Genomic DNA, 16,945 nt, shown 5'->3' on the forward strand with positions numbered 1-16,945 from the left:
TTTTAATGAAAAAATATTTAATGATCTTTAGTCTTTATATACTTCTTTACACTTCTTGTAAAGAAAAAGACACTACTTTTTTAATAACCAATGAGAGTATAGGCAAACTTGATAAGATAAGCTTAGCAAGAGATTTAGAGCTTATTTATGCTGATGATTCCATAGTCAAAGATACTTTCAACCTAAAAATTGGAGCTTCTAAAAGAAAGGTAAAAGTATTTGAAAAAAGTGGAAAACATCTTTTGACCCTAACACCAAGTGATGATAGCATCCCTACAATTGAAAATATTAGGGTTTATGATTCACGATTTACCACAGAAAACGGTATAGGGCTAAATAGTACTTTTAAGGACATTCAGAATAACTACTCCATCAAAAAAATTGTGACCACTTTAAACAGTATTGTGGTTTTTGTAAAAGAAAGTGATTTGTATTTCACCATAGACAAAGAAGAACTACCAGGAAACTTAAGGTTTGGTTCCAGCAATATTGAAGCTGTTCAAATTCCTGATGAAGCCAAAATAAAGTACTTGATGATCGGTTGGGACTAATCTTTGATTATAAGAGTATGGGCAAAAGCTATCAAATTCAAAAGAAGCCTTTTATTGTTCCAACAGATGATGGCAAATATATCGCCGAACATTTTGGCTTGGCCACCAATGGCGAGCATGCCGTAAGCATTGCACATATGAAAGCACCACCCGGCTGGAGCGAGCCATTTCAAACTCCTGAATTTGATGAATTCACCTTTATCATAAGTGGTAAGAAACAGTTTCATATTGGAAATGAAAAAGTAATTTTAAAAGCAGGGGAATCTATTAAAATCTCAAAAAATACCAGGGTGCAATATTCTAATCCGTTTAAAGAAGAATGTGAATATTTAGCCATTTGCTTACCGGCATTTACAATAGAGACCGTAAATAGAGAAGAATAGTCTTCGTTAATTTATTGCTAATCCTTAGTTCCCTATCCCCCGTTTTTAATACTTTGTAGTAAACCACCAAAATGAAAACATATTATTTGTTGTTAGTTTTATGTATTCCCATGCTTTCATTGGGGCAATATAAATTTGAACCCTCCCAAGAATATCCTTTTGGATTACCTAATCCGAAAGCTCCAAAAGAATTACTGGATTTTGCACCTTTGATCGGGGAATGTAATTGCAAGTCTCAAAACCGAAATCCTGACCAAACCTGGGCAGAACCCGTAGATATGAAATGGCGGTTTAAATATATCATGAACGGAATGGCCGTACAAGATGAAACCCTTAAAGCAGATGGCAGACATTCAGGAAGTATACGCCAATTTATAGCTGATAGTACAAAGTGGTATGTCCATTACTACAGTTCTGCTGCCCCTACACCTAAATTAAGTGCTTGGAAAGGTGTTAAAAACAATAATGGGGATATTGTACTTTACAAAGAACAAAAAGCTCCAAATGGCACAGACGGATTCTCTAGACTTACATTCTCTGCAATTAACGAAAAAGGGTTTAAATGGGTTGGTGAATGGGTAGATACTACTGAATCTGTGGTATTCCCTTTTTGGAAAATAGATTGTACAAATGGCAAAATCCCTTCATCTGAATGAACCAGTGCTTCTCCTGTAAATGGAGTTAGACCAATCCATATTTCTCTCGATTAGCTAATACTTTAGGACTATTTTTTTGCATCCATTCAGTTAGTTCAAGAAGTTTTTCAACATACTGTTTTCCAAAATCAGTCAAACGGTACTCTACACGAATAGGGACTTCTGGGTAAGCTTTTCTAGAGATATAACCATCTGCTTCTAGATTTTTCAAACGCTGGCTTAATACTTTATTGGAAATACCGTAAACGTACTTTTTTAACTTATTAAATCGTAAAGTTGGAAAATAACCTAGCCAAAGTATAATTAACGTACTCCATTGATCAGAAGCAACGGACATCACATCCCTGACCGGACAAAGTTCAGGCGGATTTTTATAATCTATGTGCCCAAACATTTTTTCTAGTTTTTTTACCATTCTAACTTCTTGATTTTCAGCAATAGTTTCCATAATTATACTTGGTTATGATTATGTTACTTCTTTTTTCTTACAAACGGAATGTGTATTTTTAGTATCTATAAAAGAGTAAGTTACTAAAAGTAACCAATATGAAAAAACTGCTGACCAAAATTGTTCCTCTTGCCTACGGAAAATTATTTAATCTAATGGTGCTCTTTAGACCCAAATGGACAGCAAAAAAAGCCTTTGATGTCTTTTGTACCATAAGAAAGGGACGGGTAAAACCAACTCAAAAAGAATTTTTAGATGCAGCAAAACTAAGTGTTGAAACTATTGGAGAGCACAAAGTGCAAACTTACAATTGGCCTGGGAATGGTGAAACCATATTGTTATTGCATGGTTGGGAGAGCAATACGTTTAGATGGAGAAATCTTATCCAAAAGCTAAACGAAAAAGGCTATAATATAATAGCTTTTGATGCGCCAGGTCATGGCTATTCCTCAGGAAATAGATTATATGTTCCACTATATGCAGTATCTTCTAGATACATCATGGAAAAACATCAACCCAAGTATATTGTTGCACATTCCGTAGGTGGCATGACCACACTTTATGATCATTACATTAACCCTAAATCATCAGTGGAAAAGATTGTAACCATAGGTTCTCCATGTGAATTTTCACAATTTATGGAGCATTACCAAAGCCTCTTAAAATTTAATGACAAAGTAAAAAAGGCTTTAAATAAAGAGCTTAAAGAATGGTTGGGCTTTCACTTTCATGAATTTTCAAGCGCCCGTTTTGTTGAAAACAATACTAAAAGGGGATTGCTATTTCATGATTTGGAAGATTTACAAGTTCCGTATGAAGCTTCTGTTAGGGTACATGAGCATTGGAAAGGAAGTAAATTAATTACCACAAAAGGCCTTGGACATTCTATGCACCAAGAAGAAGTAAACAATCAGATAGTAACATTTTTAACTTCTTAATTGTAAGAGTCAATACAATCCAGTAGCTTTATGTTTGAATAAATTAAGATTGTATGTCATCCACTATTTCACCTTTCCATATTGCCATACCTGTTCATAATCTTAAGGAGTGTAGGCAATTTTATAGAGAAGTCTTAGATTGTCAAGAAGGTCGTAGCAGTGACCATTGGGTGGACTTTAATCTTTTTGGACATCAATTGGTTATTCATTATAAACCTAAGGCCAAAGAAGAATTACATACCAATGCTGTTGACGGTAAAAATGTACCTGTACCTCATTATGGTGTGGTACTTCCTTGGGATACTTTTGAATACTTTGCCGAAGAACTTAAATCTAAAGGGGTAAAATTTGTAATAGAACCTTATGTTAGATTTAAAGGCGAAGTTGGGGAACAAGCTACAATGTTCTTTTTAGACCCAGCAGGTAATGCATTGGAGTTTAAGGCATTTAAGGATTTAAATCAGCTTTTTGCTAAATAAATTTTAGTATGAGTTAAGATTTTCGAACGTTCTTGCATAAACGGATTGCCATATTTTGCTGGTAATTAACGTTTTATGAATTGTTAGATGTCGTCTTTCTATGCTTTTATTGGATTTCGTTTAATCATAACTTTGGTTGTTTTTTTTAAAAGTTCTGTATCTGCACTTTCCCAATCGCCGATATGTGTAGTTATCAATTCTGGCTGTAATTTTTCATTTCTTATAAATTGTAACATTCCCGGAATATCAGCCATTGGATTTGCCAATCCTGTTACAAGCTTTATATTTTTCGCATAAAGTTGAAAGAAAGGAACACTAACTTTTTTATTAAAATAAATATTAGCAGAAGTGATTGCACCACCAGGATTTAACCACTTAACGGCTAATCTTATCGCTTTAGTTGAGTTGGTACAATTTACAATCAAATCATAATTCCCTGTATGTAAACGAAAATCTTTTTTAATTCCGTTAGCACCGAGTTTGTTAGCAATGTCAATCCTCTCTGTTGACAAATCTAGGTAATCGACCCTCTCATTAGTCATTTTTACGGCAAATCCAGCAGCATATAAACCAATACTCTTTGCCGAACCGCCAATTACGAGAACACTTTTATTCGGTCGATTCAGTAGATATGGTGCAACTCTAGACCAAGCGTCAGGTAAATTATCGCTAGCGCTGGCCAGTCCTATCAAATTCATTCCATTAGGTATCGGAATCAGCATACTATTGGCATGTGGCACTTTCAATAAGTCCGACATTGTTCCTCCGTTAGATACATGTTTACCTATTCCACTATACATATTGAAACTTCCTGTTACTTCGCATTGGCTTGTGAGTCCAGAATCACAAATAGGGCAGATTCCGCAAGAAATTTGAAAAGGAATTATCACTTTTTGTCCAATTTCAAAACCGCTAACCTCTTTGCCCAATTCGACAATTTCAGCAATACACTCATGTCCAAATGGGAAAGGTCCTTTAAATATATCCTTGCGCGTAAATCTTGGAACAGTTTTATCTACTAAACCTAAAAACTTACCGATACTATATTTTTTAAAAATATCATTATGAAGAAACGCTGCGTCCAAATCGCATCTAGCCACTAAAAAGGGTCTTACTATTGCATCTGTACCCAATTCAATTTTTGGTTCAGCAACTTCTTCCCATTTTAGTGTTTTGGTTTTAACGAATGTTAATTGTTTCATCTATGTGATTTCATAATGGTGCCTAACGGTTAGGCTATTATCTGTGGCGGTGTTGGAAATCGTTAGATTTCCAGCCGTGGCAAATCCAGCCGTTGATGGTTTCAAAGTTTCAAGTTAACGAATTGAAGCTATAAATTAGAGCCCTTGTTGGTGGTAGTTTTAATTTCAATATGATTGTTACTTTTGAAATCTGACGGTCTTAGAAATAATAACACCTCTAAAATGAGTACTATGAATATCCCGATCAAAATAGTAGCTCCAGGCGGCAAAGGTTCATTTTTAAATACTGCGGGAAGGATGAAGGTAGTTAACCATAGCGTTTTGTAAATCAATTGGATAATAAATATTCCAAGAAATTGATAAGGAAGAAAAATACCGATGATTGATGTCAGGCCAATGGCGAGCCAAATGCTTCCAAGTATGGTCATAACTCCATAATCTTGGGCCGCCCATAGCACATACTGTTCAGCAAAGCTTGGAAAAAAAACAATTAAAAACCCTGGAACACCAGCTCCTAGAATGTTTACTATATACATTATTTTAAAAATGTTCTTTTTATTTTTCATAACGTTAAATTTTGTTAGATGGAAGTTTTTTTAAGAGTCCTACACCAAGAAGAATTAGTGAAATAGTCAAAATGACAATTCCTATGTATAGGATAAGTATTAGCTCATTGGGTTGGGTAAGTTGATTTCCAGTAGCGGCAGCGAAAAAACCACCACTAATTAAGATGGATGATAGCGGAAAACCAATGCGCACTATCCATAGTAATTTATCATTCAAATTGGCATAGTTGGAAAGAATAATGGCCACTAGGGCTAGAATCACCAGAACTCCAGCATGTGCATGACCGGCTCTAAACATAGCTTCTTGAAAACTGGTCAAGGCCAATCCCTCTTCATTTCCGCTAATCACGTTGAGCAAAAAATATCCACCGAATTCTATTGTTGGAACCGTTAGCAGGACAATTCCGCAAATTACTCTTGATATATGTTTCATTGTATAAAATTTATACAACAAATATCTAGGTGTACTAACAATTTAGCATTGACAAATGTTAAGTTCTCAAAATTAGCCTGTAGTTTTTTTTTGTTTTATTCGACTGAGGCTTTCAGGTTTCACACCAAGATAAGATGCTATCTGATGCTGTGGCACCCTTTGAAACAGATAGGGAAATTGTGAGAGAGTATATTGAAATTTTGTTTCAAGCGTCTCGTTCTGCAAAATGCGCATTCGCTGTTCTATTTCTATAAATGCCATCTCTGAATGAATTCTTAAGAATTTTTGGAATCTTGGATAGTTTTCGGCCACTTTGCATATCTCTGCTCTGTCGTACGTAATTGCCAATGTATCTTCTAAGGCCTCTAAATAAAATTCAGTAGGTTTATCCCCAAAGTAGGACACGTAATCTGTTGCAAACGATTCCTCAAAAAAGAAATAATCAGTTATCTCCTCTCCGTTTTTGATATAATAAGAACGTAGTCCACCCTTCAATAAGAAATACATTTTATTCGCCATTTTGCCTGGCCTAAAAATCAAATCGCCTTTGCCAATGGATTCCTCACTTAAAATACCTAAAAATGCTTCTTCCTCTTCTTGAGAAAGCTTTCCTAATGGTTTAATTCTATTTAAAAGAAGATTTTTCAATATGACTGCCAATGGTATAGTATAAGAATAGTAGCGGATTTAAATCACTAACTATTCGAACTCAACACTAGCGTTAAATATAAAAAAGCGATTTCGATTAAGCACCAAAACCGCTATTATTTTTAGCATTGTAACCTGCTGGCTTTTTCCGCAGTTTAATTCAGCCATTCTCTCCAAGGTATTAGAAAAGGTAATGCCAAAACCCAAACAACAAAAAATAGAGCCATAGCTTTTGGAAAAGGAATATCATTTCGAAATGCTGGTAGTGCGACAACAAAAAGCCAAGTTCCTTTATAGATTAATTGTAATAAAAGTACTGGCGAGAAAGTGACTGGTTTCCAAAGTCCTAGAATCGACAAAATAGCAATAGCTAACCAAAGACAGCCTACAAGTCTAATTACTTCTGTTGGTTGGTATGCGTTCCCAAATGTCGTTAAAGCTGAATTTTTTGGGTTTGAAAGTGCAGAAATTGCTATTTGTCCAGCTACAATGATATTTAGTACATAAATAATTCTTAATCCTATCATTTCCATATTTTATTCTTTTTCGACAATTTCTTTAAAATTTTCCATTACTTCTGGTAAGACTGATTTAAATCCACCACCAAGCATAAGTCCGAACAGTTTTTTCAGAAATCCGGTAAATTTTATATCATCTGTAAATTCAATAAGGTCATCTTTTTTCTCAAGAGTTCGTTTTATTTCTAATGTCCCGACTGGCATTTTGGTTACAAAAGTGTAGGATTTATTAGGTTCTAATTCACTAATATGAAATTTTAGTTTTGGACCTTTTTTTGGTGTTAGAATACCCTTTACACCTAAACTGAAATTTCCTGAAACTGTTGATGATTTAAGTTCTGTGTCCCATTCTTTCCATCTATCAACATTCGTTAGAAAGTTCCAAACTTTCTCTTGCGAGTTATTTACTAAAATTGAGTATTGAAAATGATAATTTGTCTGTTTGTTTGATAAAGTCATTTTGCGATTTTAATAGCAAAACTCTAAAATCATTTAAACAATTTACTGCACCTATGTTAACTTCTTTCTTATTCGGCTCAACGATTGTGGTGCAACTCCAAAAAATGACGCAAGATGTTTTAAAGGTATTCTTTGTAGTAATTCTGGTTGGTTATTTAGTAACTTTTGGTAACGGTTTTCAGCTGTCTCTGTTTGTAGTTCTTCTAATATTTCTTCAGTGAAAAGTTGTACTTCTTGAGTTATTTTGCGAGCAAAACTATTCCAAGATTTTAGGTTTAATAGTTCTTCATTTTCCTTATAAGACGTTTCCCAAATTATTGATTTTTCTACGGTTTGAATATATTCATTAGCAGGTTTTTTTGAATTGAAACTTGCTTGTGAGGTAAAACAATATGGTGCAATAGTGAAAAATTTTGTTGATTCAATACCATCTTTTAAGATAAAAAATCTCAAAAGTCCATTCTCGAGAAAGTAAAGATTTTTACAGATTTTCCCTTGCTCTAAAAGATTGTAGTTTTTTGGCAGTATTTTTTTTCTAAAGCGTGCCGATACTAATTCCCAGTCCGTATCTGGAATTTTTTCATATTCTTCTACAAATTTTCTAAATTCTTTCAATTTTTAATGCTTGTTCTGAAGTTTTCTCAGCTTGCATTGCAGGTAACAATCGAATATGATCAATGATCATATATCCTTTATACATTCAATTAATTTAAAATTCACGGTAGGGAGCATCTAAATATTGGTTTGCCTCTTCTTCATCAAATTGGGCAGTTTTATTATTCCAATGTAAGGTTTGGTTTGGAAAACGCCCCGCAATTACTCCTAGTAAAATGGTTTCTGTCAATCTAGCCGAATATGAAAAAGGTGCTGTAACCTCATCTTTCCCTAAGCAAGCATCTATAAATTGATGATAATGCTTTGGACCTTCTGATGCATAATCTCGAATAGGTTTACCCATGTTATGCGCTTTTTCAAGCACAGCAATTTCTTCAGATATATCTACATACTGTCCATCTACTATTTTCTTTGGCAACTGCATAAAATGGGGTAACAACAACCTACCTTTTTCTCCCACAAACATTGCCCCTTGTTCTGGCAATTTTCCCTCATCGGCCACTTTGGTTTCTAGGGACATTTTATCTTGCATAGATTTTTCTTCTACTGAAGAATCACCTGAATTAGCAGAAGAATTGGGCAATACTAAATCCTGATGTATCTCGTTCGGGGCTCCAGGACCATCGTACCATGTCCATTTGAATTCCTCTGTAGTATATTTGGTTCCTGAAAACTCGTAGGTAACAACATTATTCTCTGGGAAGGCGAAACCGTTGGGTTCACGACAATTATTTGTTATTGTTTTAGGTACATCCAAGGCCAAAGCGTTGTATGGAGTATCAAAAATATGGACTCCCATATCTCCTAAGGTCCCACAACCATAATCGACCAGTTTTCTCCAATTCCCTGGATGATAGATATCCTTCTTGTAGGGTCTATCTGCCGAAGTACCTAACCAAAGATTCCAATCTAAATTTTCTGGAATAGCATCGCTACCTTCAGGAATCGGTCCGTCATAACCCCAATTCTTTGGAGACCAGGCATGTACAGCACTCACTTTTCCAATAATCCCTGATTGTATCAACAAAGTAGCTAACTTGTAATCATAGAAAGAATGCACTTGTATGCCCATCTGGGTCACCAAATTCTTCTTTTCAGCTAATTTTCGCATTGCTCTTGCTTCTGAAACGTGATGCGTTAGCGGTTTTTGACAATATACTGGCTTATTGAAATTCATGGCCATAATTGAAGCCGGTGCATGTGTATGATCTGGTGTAGAAACAATTACTGCATCTATTTCATCTTCCATATCACTCAACATTTTACGATAGTCTGCATATAACCTGGCATTTGGATGCTTTTCAGAGGCAGCCTTTAAAAATGTTGAATCTACATCGCAAAGGGCAACCACATCTACTTTTCCATGTGAGGAAATATCGTTTAAATCTGCTGCACCCATATTCCCTACTCCAATATGAGCTGTCCGTATGCGTTCTTTTACTTTCAGTACTGTTTTCACTTCTTTCTCTTTACAGGAAAATACAGTAGAAGGTATTATAGCAGAAGATGCCATTAATATGCTGGATTTTTTTAAAAATTCTCTTTTTTTCATCTTTTTACTATAATCGTTTTATTTTTATGTTTTTAAACCACAAAGGACTATCATGGTCTTGAAGACCGATATAACCTGACTTAAATGTACCATATTTAGTATAATCCTTCCATTTTCCCTTCTGTTTTCGTTCTTCCCAATCTTTACTCCATGGTTTAAAGGAGACTATTTTTTTTCCATTTAGCCAGTGTTCCACTAATTCTGGTGTAAATCTAATTTTCGAAGTATTCCACTCACCAGCTGGTTTTACTATTTTCTGAGTAGTATCTGGGGCATACATTGCGTAATCCGCTCCTGTCTTCTGCCAAGATTCTAGTTTGGCATTATTTATTTCTTCCCACTTTAAATCATCTAACAACTGATATTCAGGAGCAACTTCTGGTGGTCCCCAATTACCCTCTTTTATATGGTATAGTATTCCACTATTGCCACCTTCAGGTAGTTTCCACTCTAAATAAAGTTCAAAATTATCAAACTCCTCAGCTGTATAAATAATGTCTTTACCACCTTTTCGTTCAGACTCCAATCTTTTTTCGGTATCGAAAGTTAAAGCTCCGTCCTTAATTACCCATTCATCTGGTAATGAATCACCATTATAAGCTCTCCAGCCATTAGTCGTTTTACCATCAAAAAGATATATCCATTCGCTTTTAGCAACATCGGTGCTATTAACCTCCTTTGCTTCCTTTTTTTCTTTCTTGCAGGAAACCATAAAAGTGATTACTATTAGCAAATACATTAAAAGCTTATTTTTCCCCATTCGAATGTTCATTATTAAACTAGATTATTTACTGATATCTCCAACTCTTTAAATCTGCACCTGGGGGTGCGCTTTCTGCAATTCGCTTCATAATTTTTGGAACATACATAGCGTTGTATCTCATTCTAGTGATATGGTTAGGCAATTCTGGATCTCCGTTCCAACAGTGTTCTGCTTTATCTCCATATAGTACTTCGCCATCATAATAAGGCTTTGTGGTTTGCTCTAAAAAATCTTCCATTAAATAGACCGCATTATTTAAATAATAGTTATCCATATCCCCACAATAAATATGAATCTTTCCTTTTAGGTTTTCACCCAATTTATCCCAATCACGTTCCAGTATGTATCTTAAATCAAAATTCTCCTTCCAATATTCCGCAACTTTAGGATTAATATCCCCCGTTTTCTTATCCCATATTCGCTCAGGATACCCTTCTTCATTTTGTGGGGAGTACGTGGCCTCCCAAATATCCCATTGTTGTCCGGACCTTGATTTTGTTCCTAAAACCAGTTCCAAATGGTTTTCATCTTTTATTGTAGAGCTTATTTGGCCTAAGTAATCCCGTCGTGCAGGCACTTCTAGCTTTTTGTTTTGGCTTTTGTAGTAATAGGCATTCTCATCTTCGTAAATATTAGTCAGACAGTATGCCCTAAAATCCATAGGGTCTGGACAAGCGGCAAAACAACCATTGTATTCCTCAGGGTATTTAACTTGTACCGCTAAAGCTTCCCAGCCTCCAGTGGAACCTCCATACAAGAATCTTGACCAGCCCTCCCCTATCCCACGAAATTCTTTTTCGATATGCGGAATCAACTCATGGGTAATCGCATCTCCATAAGGACCTTGACTAGCAGAATTAACAGCATACGAATCATCATAATAGGGTGTTGGGTGTTGAATCTCAATAATCATAAAGCGTGGAAAATCGGGTTCATTCCATCTCTTATAAAAATCATAAGCTTCTTGTTGTTGAATGATGTTATATCCTTCAACATCAAATCGAGCTGAATATTCAGGTTCTATGTCCTGATCTGGTGGGGTAGTTCTAAATCCTCCAAAGTCCGACGGAAAATGTCCATGAAAAACCATCAAAGGGTATTTAGCTTCAGGATGCTCATCGAAACCCTTTGGCAACAAAACATGTGCTCCCAAATACATGTCCCTACCCCAAAATTTGGATAACTTCTCTGATTTGATTTTAATATGTTTTATCCACTTGGTATCCTCTGGTTCCTCAATGGGAGGAATAACTTTGTCCATAGTCACCCTTACATCTTGAATACCGTTTTCCCCTGTAGAAATCTTAAAGGGTTTGCTGTACAAATTACCGGGAGAACGGTTCCATTGCTGTCCTTCCCCATTATCCATGGGTAATTTAACGGTATGGCCAGTTTCTAAATTAAATGTTTCATAAGTATGTAATAAAGCTTGTACATAATATTCACCCGGAGGAACATCACTAAGGCTTGCATAAGGAAAGCCGAACACAAAATTATCAAAGCCTATTTCCTCTCCCGCTTCCATATTTTCAACATCTACCCCAAAAACAAGTTGTGCACTTAATCCAGAATTTATTTGAAAACGTGGCTCTTTTTCATCATTGGTGGAAAGCATTAGTAACAAACGACCATCTAAAGCCTTATCGCTAACATCTTCTGAAAAAGAAACGATTATCTTATTGTTGTTTTCCTGCGAAGTATTACAGGAACTTAATATTACAACTAGTAAGAGTAACAGGAAATATTGGATTTTCATGGGGTTGGTTGAATTAAGTACTAAAAGATACTAATTTTTAGTACTGCCTACACAACCAACATCACCAAAAGATTTTACCTACGGGTTCTGTGACGCTCTCTTGCAAGTAAGGTATTCTTAAGTAGCATGGCAATAGTCATAGGTCCCACCCCACCAGGAACAGGGGTAATATAAGAAGCTTTCTTACTTACATTTTCAAAATCAACATCACCAGTAATATAGTAGCCCCGTTCACGAGATTCATCGGCAACTCGAGTGATACCAACATCAATAACAACCACATCATCCTTTACCATCTCTGCCTTTAAAAAGCCAGGAACGCCCAAGGCTGAAATAATAATATCTGCTTGTGTGGTTATTTGACTAATATTTTTAGTGCGGCTATGTGTTAATGTAACTGTAGAATTGCCCGGAAATCCTTTTCTACCCATAAGAATGCTCATTGGACGCCCAACGATATGACTTCTCCCAATAACAACAGTATGCTTTCCTTGTGTTTCAACACCATAGCGCTCCAAAAGCTCTAGAATACCAAACGGCGTAGCTGGTATAAATGTGCTCATATCCAAAGCCATTTTACCAAAATTTGTAGGGTGAAAACCGTCTACATCCTTATCTGGATGTACCGCCATCAACACTTCTTGTGTATCTATTTGTTCTGGCAAGGGCAACTGAACGATAAAGCCATCTATATCATCATCATTATTCAGTTCATGAATTTTTTTCAAAAGTTCTTGTTCAGAAGTAGTACTCGGCATTTTAACCAATGTAGATTCAAAACCAATGCGTTCGCATGCCCTTACCTTGCTGCCTACATAAGTTAGACTAGCGCCATCGTTCCCTACAATTATAGCCGCTAAATGAGGAACTTTTTCTCCATTCTCTTTCATTTTGGCAACTTCGGCCGCAATTTCATTTTTAATATCATTAGATACTTTCTTACCGTCAAGAATCTTCATTATAAGCTAAAACTTTATTGTTATTTTTTCCTTCGACTTTACTCAATACAAACCACTGCTTACTGCTTACTGCTTACTGCTTACTCAACTAACGCATATTTTGCATCATCTGCATCATTTTTTTGCCCCCACCGCCTTGCATCATCTTCATCATCTTACTCATTTGGTTGAATTGCTTTAATAATTGATTTACGTCTTGTATTGTTCTACCACTACCAGCAGCAATACGTTTTTTTCTGCTTGAGTTTAATTTTGAAGGATTGGAACGCTCATCTGGCGTCATGGAATGAATAATAGCTTCGATGTACTTGAATGCATCATCATCAATGTCCAGGCCTTTTAAAGCCTTACCAGCTCCGGGAATCATCCCCATGAGGTCTTTCATATTCCCCATCTTCTTAATCTGCTGTATTTGGCTTAAGAAGTCATCAAAACCAAATCGGTTTTTCGCAATTTTCTTCTGAATCTTGCGGGCTTGTTCCTCATCAAACTGTTCTTGCGCACGTTCTACTAGCGAAACAACATCTCCCATACCCAAGATACGGTCTGCCATACGTGAAGGGTAGAAAACATCAATTGCTTCCATCTTTTCACCAGTACCAATAAACTTAATGGGCTTATCAACTACAGATTTAATGGATATTGCCGCACCACCACGTGTATCACCATCCAATTTGGTTAGGATAACACCATCAAAATTTAAAACATCATTAAAAGCTTTTGCCGTATTTACAGCATCTTGCCCTGTCATGGAATCTACCACAAATAAGGTCTCTTGGGGAGTGATAGCTTTATGGATGTTAGAAATTTCATCCATCATCTGCTTATCAACCGCCAAACGACCAGCAGTATCAATAATTACAACATTACATCCATTTTCTTTTGCATGTTTTACCCCAGCTTTGGCAATAGCAACCGGATCATTATTTCCACGGTCGGAATATACCTCAACCCCTATTTGTTCACCAACCACGTGTAGTTGGTCAATAGCCGCAGGACGGTATACATCGCAGGCAACCAATAATGGCTTTTTTGTTTTTTTGTTTTTTAGATAATTGGCAAGTTTCCCAGAAAAAGTGGTCTTACCGGAACCTTGTAGACCGGACATTAAAACTACAGATGGGCTCCCCGTTAAATCAATTTCTTCAGCATCACCTCCCATTAATGTTGTCAGCTCGTCCTTAACGATTTTGACCATCAATTGTCCTGGCTGCAGGTTGGTCAATACATTTTGACCCATTGCCTTTTCCTTTACCGTATTCGTAAATTCCTTGGCTATTTTAAAGTTGACATCCGCATCCAATAAAGCCCTACGGACTTCCTTTAGTGTTTCTGCAACATTGATTTCCGTAATTTGGCCATGTCCCTTTAGAACATGTAGGGCCTTATCCAGTTTCTCGCTTAAATTATCGAACATTAGCTTACATCATTTTTGAAGAAGCACAAATTTAAGAATAACTGATGGATTAGCATCTGCTGATCATGGATTACAATAATGTAGAAAAGAAAAAAGGACAACTCTTAAAAGTTGTCCTTTTTATAACTGATATGGGGCAAAAAGTTATACTCTTTTTTCGAATACTAAAACCTCTACTGTTCCATCTCCACTCTCACTCATTAGCTCAATCCTATCAGCAGTTACAGAAACAATGTTCCAATCATCTGTAAGGTCACCATAGATACCATCTTCATCAAAGTTTAAATAGAACTTTAAATCTTGGTCTTTATTTCTAATTACTCTCCAAAGTCCGGTCAAGAATGGATCATCATTCACAGACAACTCAACTTGGTGCATGTTAGAGAAGCTAAAATCCACTCCATCATATTCAGCAGTCATATCAACCTCAGCTTCTGTATATGAAGCTACATTCCATTGTCCGCCCAACATAATATTTCTAATCTCAGCAACATCTCCGTCACCAGCATTATCATCACAGACACGTTGTAAAATTAACTCGTAGTCTGTACCATCAACTTCAAACTTCAACCTTTCGTTAGTAAGCTCCCTTAAAGGCCAATCAAAAGTAACAGCTGCTTCATCTCCAAAACTAATCAATAAGGCAAGTTTCATTTCAGCATTCAGACCTACTTCCCAAGTACCTTCAGAAACTGTAATTCCGTTGCCTAAGGTTACAACACCTTCGCCCATAAAATTAAACTCGTATCCTAAAAGTCTGTCTATTTCTTCTCCTTGGTTTTTAACCTTTTTAATTATCCACTCACACTCTCTTAAAATCTCCCTTAGCGTATTTGGGTCATCACCTCCATTACCATCATCTTCACAGAATTGCCTAAGGATAATCTTGTTGTTATCATCTCCGAAAAGCTTGATTTTACCTTCGCCAATTTCGTAAACCAACCATTGTAAGTTAAAGTCAACAAGAACTTCAAAATCTAAATCCAATTGTACACCATGGTCAGTCATACTTGTTTCCCAAGTTCCTGTAAGCATGTTCCCTGTTCTATCTCTAACTGTAACAGCTCCATCTTCAGTAAAGTTCATTAAATATTCAAAATACTGGTCTGTTTGGTCTGTTCCATCCCTCTTAACTTCACGAACCAACCAAGGGCACTCAACTAGATAGGCATCTAGCCTTTCTTCACTAAAATCGTCATCGTTAAAATCATTATCATCATCCTCATCACACTCATCCTTAGCTCTTTCTAAGGCTGTAGCCAATTCAGCATTACTGTTTACCATTAGCTCTGTGCCATCAAATTTCTTTAAAGTAATAGGAAAATCAATACTTATTAAATCATTATCCTCAAGGCCAGCAAAGAATCTTCTAAGTTCTTTATCGCTATTGATAACTACTTCTCCTGTTCTTTGATCGTTTACATCAAAAGTGAACAGGGTGATAGGATATACAAAATCTATACACTCAATGTCATCATCATCTCCTCCTCTACATTCAGCTATTAACTCACCTAGTGCTTCTTTATTTTCAATTATAATTTCTGTGAAATCTCCTAAAGTGATTGTAATTGGAAAGAGTATTTCCAAGATATCTTCGTCATCATCAAATTCATCAAAAATTTCTTCGATAGTATGAAGATCTTCCTTAGAATCAATTGTAATCTGGATTCCAGCAACCTCAACGGTATAAGGAAAGTTTATTGCAAAACAGCTTGCACCATCAACAATATTATCAAAAGAACCATCTTTGGTAGATGTATTTTTAATAAGGCTAGCAGTAGTAGAACTTGCCATAATGGTCTGTTCCTCACTTCCACCATTTACTTCTTCGAACTCTTCTTGACAAGAGTTAAAAATTAAGGCCATACTAAAAAGCCCTGCGTACATTAAGTTTTTGAATATCTTTTTCATAATGATTTGGATTTTTTGTTGTCTAATCAATTTTAAAACAACCCATTTTAAAAATACCCTACCTGAATTTTAATTTTTTTTAAAATATCTTTGATTTAGTCAAGCCATACCTTACTAAATGAGCAATGTTTGTGAGGAGCAAATCTTTAGCTCCGTTTTTAAAGCTAATTCTAAAACGATATTCAACTATATATATTATAAGTTTGGTAATGAGGAAAAGGCGCATGATGCTGTACAAGAGGCTTTTGTGAAATTATGGGAGAATTGTGCCAAGGTTGCCCCTGAAAAAGCGAAATCCTATTTATATACGGTTGCCAACAATCTATACCTTAATGTAATCAAAGCTGAAAAGGTTCGTCTGAAATATGCCGATATGCATTCAAATTCCATATCGAACGAATCTCCAGAATATGTTTTAGAAGAAAAGCAGTTTAAACAGAAATTGGATAATGCATTAAATGATTTACCAGAAAATCAGCGCACTACTTTTTTATTAAATCGTATTGATGGAAAAAAATATGCTGAAATAGCTGAAATGGAAGGCGTAAGTATAAAGGCTATTGAAAAAAGAATGCATTTAGCATTGAAAAGCTTACGAGAAAAGATTGATGGAATTTAGAGGTTGAAGGTTGAAGGTTGAAGGAATATAAAAATCAAATAACTATTAAACTTATAAACTCGAAACATTTAA

Annotated in this window: 20 protein-coding genes; 6 read left to right on the top strand and 14 right to left on the bottom strand. The window is 35.8% G+C overall.

Translation table 11 applies throughout. The features are described from left to right. Positions 1-5: 5 nt before the first annotated feature. From AACP56_RS10985 to AACP56_RS10995, 3 genes are all read left to right on the top strand, one after another. Positions 6-551 carry a hypothetical protein gene (locus tag AACP56_RS10985; RefSeq protein ID WP_339337687.1) on the top strand — a complete coding sequence of 182 codons (546 nt, stop codon included), beginning with the start codon at positions 6-8 and terminating at the stop codon, positions 549-551. A gap of 17 nt (positions 552-568) precedes the next feature. Continuing rightward, positions 569-934, top strand: coding sequence for a cupin domain-containing protein (locus AACP56_RS10990; protein WP_339337686.1), 366 nt, complete (start codon positions 569-571; stop codon positions 932-934). A 71-nt stretch (positions 935-1,005) separates the two neighbouring features. Continuing rightward, positions 1,006-1,590: a hypothetical protein gene (locus AACP56_RS10995; protein WP_339337685.1), complete on the top strand. Its 585-nt coding sequence runs from the start codon at positions 1,006-1,008 to the stop codon at positions 1,588-1,590. A 25-nt stretch (positions 1,591-1,615) separates the two neighbouring features. Here AACP56_RS10995 and AACP56_RS11000 read toward each other — a convergent pair whose 3' ends face one another. Continuing rightward, positions 1,616-2,038, bottom strand: coding sequence for a winged helix-turn-helix transcriptional regulator (locus AACP56_RS11000; protein ID WP_339337684.1), 423 nt, complete (start codon positions 2,036-2,038; stop codon positions 1,616-1,618). Between the two features lie 98 nt (positions 2,039-2,136). On the opposite strand from AACP56_RS11000, the gene AACP56_RS11005 reads away from it, so the two are divergent. Together AACP56_RS11005 and AACP56_RS11010 are read left to right on the top strand one after the other, a co-directional pair. Then, entirely contained in the window at positions 2,137-2,976 is an 840-nt protein-coding gene (locus AACP56_RS11005) for an alpha/beta hydrolase (RefSeq protein WP_339337683.1), read from the top strand. Positions 2,977-3,029: 53 nt separating this feature from the next. Beyond that, a complete protein-coding gene (locus tag AACP56_RS11010; protein ID WP_339337682.1) occupies positions 3,030-3,455 on the top strand; it encodes a VOC family protein in 426 nt (141 codons plus the stop codon). A gap of 98 nt (positions 3,456-3,553) precedes the next feature. On the opposite strand, the gene AACP56_RS11015 is transcribed toward AACP56_RS11010, so the two are convergent. The 13 genes from AACP56_RS11015 to AACP56_RS11075 all read right to left on the bottom strand — a co-directional run bounded on the left by AACP56_RS11015 (position 3,554) and on the right by AACP56_RS11075 (position 16,254). Further along, the gene (locus AACP56_RS11015; RefSeq protein ID WP_339337681.1) at positions 3,554-4,657 is read right to left on the bottom strand and encodes a zinc-dependent alcohol dehydrogenase; all 1,104 of its coding nucleotides are present in this window, start codon (positions 4,655-4,657) and stop codon (positions 3,554-3,556) included. Between the two features lie 128 nt (positions 4,658-4,785). Then, positions 4,786-5,223, bottom strand: coding sequence for a hypothetical protein (locus AACP56_RS11020; protein WP_339337680.1), 438 nt, complete (start codon positions 5,221-5,223; stop codon positions 4,786-4,788). Positions 5,224-5,227: 4 nt separating this feature from the next. Then, a complete protein-coding gene (locus AACP56_RS11025; protein ID WP_339337679.1) occupies positions 5,228-5,656 on the bottom strand; it encodes a hypothetical protein in 429 nt (142 codons plus the stop codon). A 72-nt stretch (positions 5,657-5,728) separates the two neighbouring features. Then, complete coding sequence (locus tag AACP56_RS11030) at positions 5,729-6,316, bottom strand: Crp/Fnr family transcriptional regulator (RefSeq protein WP_339337678.1); 588 nt, start codon at positions 6,314-6,316, stop codon at positions 5,729-5,731. A 143-nt stretch (positions 6,317-6,459) separates the two neighbouring features. Beyond that, a complete protein-coding gene (locus AACP56_RS11035) occupies positions 6,460-6,831 on the bottom strand; it encodes a hypothetical protein (protein WP_339337677.1) in 372 nt (123 codons plus the stop codon). 9 nt (positions 6,832-6,840) lie between these two features. Next, positions 6,841-7,281 carry an SRPBCC family protein gene (locus tag AACP56_RS11040; protein WP_339337676.1) on the bottom strand — a complete coding sequence of 147 codons (441 nt, stop codon included), beginning with the start codon at positions 7,279-7,281 and terminating at the stop codon, positions 6,841-6,843. Between the two features lie 51 nt (positions 7,282-7,332). Continuing rightward, a complete protein-coding gene (locus AACP56_RS11045) occupies positions 7,333-7,896 on the bottom strand; it encodes a Crp/Fnr family transcriptional regulator (protein WP_339337675.1) in 564 nt (187 codons plus the stop codon). Positions 7,897-7,990: 94 nt separating this feature from the next. Next, positions 7,991-9,448 (bottom strand): Gfo/Idh/MocA family protein, encoded by a 1,458-nt coding sequence (locus tag AACP56_RS11050; protein WP_339337674.1) that lies wholly within the window; start codon positions 9,446-9,448, stop codon positions 7,991-7,993. 7 nt (positions 9,449-9,455) lie between these two features. Further along, positions 9,456-10,187 (bottom strand): 3-keto-disaccharide hydrolase, encoded by a 732-nt coding sequence (locus AACP56_RS11055; RefSeq protein WP_339337673.1) that lies wholly within the window; start codon positions 10,185-10,187, stop codon positions 9,456-9,458. A 49-nt stretch (positions 10,188-10,236) separates the two neighbouring features. Next, positions 10,237-11,967, bottom strand: coding sequence for an alpha/beta hydrolase-fold protein (locus AACP56_RS11060; protein ID WP_339337672.1), 1,731 nt, complete (start codon positions 11,965-11,967; stop codon positions 10,237-10,239). A gap of 74 nt (positions 11,968-12,041) precedes the next feature. Further along, positions 12,042-12,926 carry a bifunctional 5,10-methylenetetrahydrofolate dehydrogenase/5,10-methenyltetrahydrofolate cyclohydrolase gene (locus tag AACP56_RS11065; RefSeq protein ID WP_339337671.1) on the bottom strand — a complete coding sequence of 295 codons (885 nt, stop codon included), beginning with the start codon at positions 12,924-12,926 and terminating at the stop codon, positions 12,042-12,044. Between the two features lie 88 nt (positions 12,927-13,014). Continuing rightward, a complete protein-coding gene (ffh, locus tag AACP56_RS11070) occupies positions 13,015-14,343 on the bottom strand; it encodes a signal recognition particle protein (RefSeq protein ID WP_339337670.1) in 1,329 nt (442 codons plus the stop codon). A gap of 144 nt (positions 14,344-14,487) precedes the next feature. Further along, positions 14,488-16,254, bottom strand: coding sequence for a hypothetical protein (locus AACP56_RS11075; RefSeq protein ID WP_339337669.1), 1,767 nt, complete (start codon positions 16,252-16,254; stop codon positions 14,488-14,490). A gap of 118 nt (positions 16,255-16,372) precedes the next feature. Between AACP56_RS11075 and AACP56_RS11080 the strand changes: the two genes are divergently transcribed. Continuing rightward, complete coding sequence (locus AACP56_RS11080; RefSeq protein WP_339337668.1) at positions 16,373-16,873, top strand: RNA polymerase sigma factor; 501 nt, start codon at positions 16,373-16,375, stop codon at positions 16,871-16,873. The last annotated feature ends 72 nt before the right edge of the window (positions 16,874-16,945 follow it).

Source organism: Croceitalea sp. MTPC6, from assembly GCF_036985525.1.
In the GTDB taxonomy this organism is placed as follows: domain Bacteria; phylum Bacteroidota; class Bacteroidia; order Flavobacteriales; family Flavobacteriaceae; genus Croceitalea.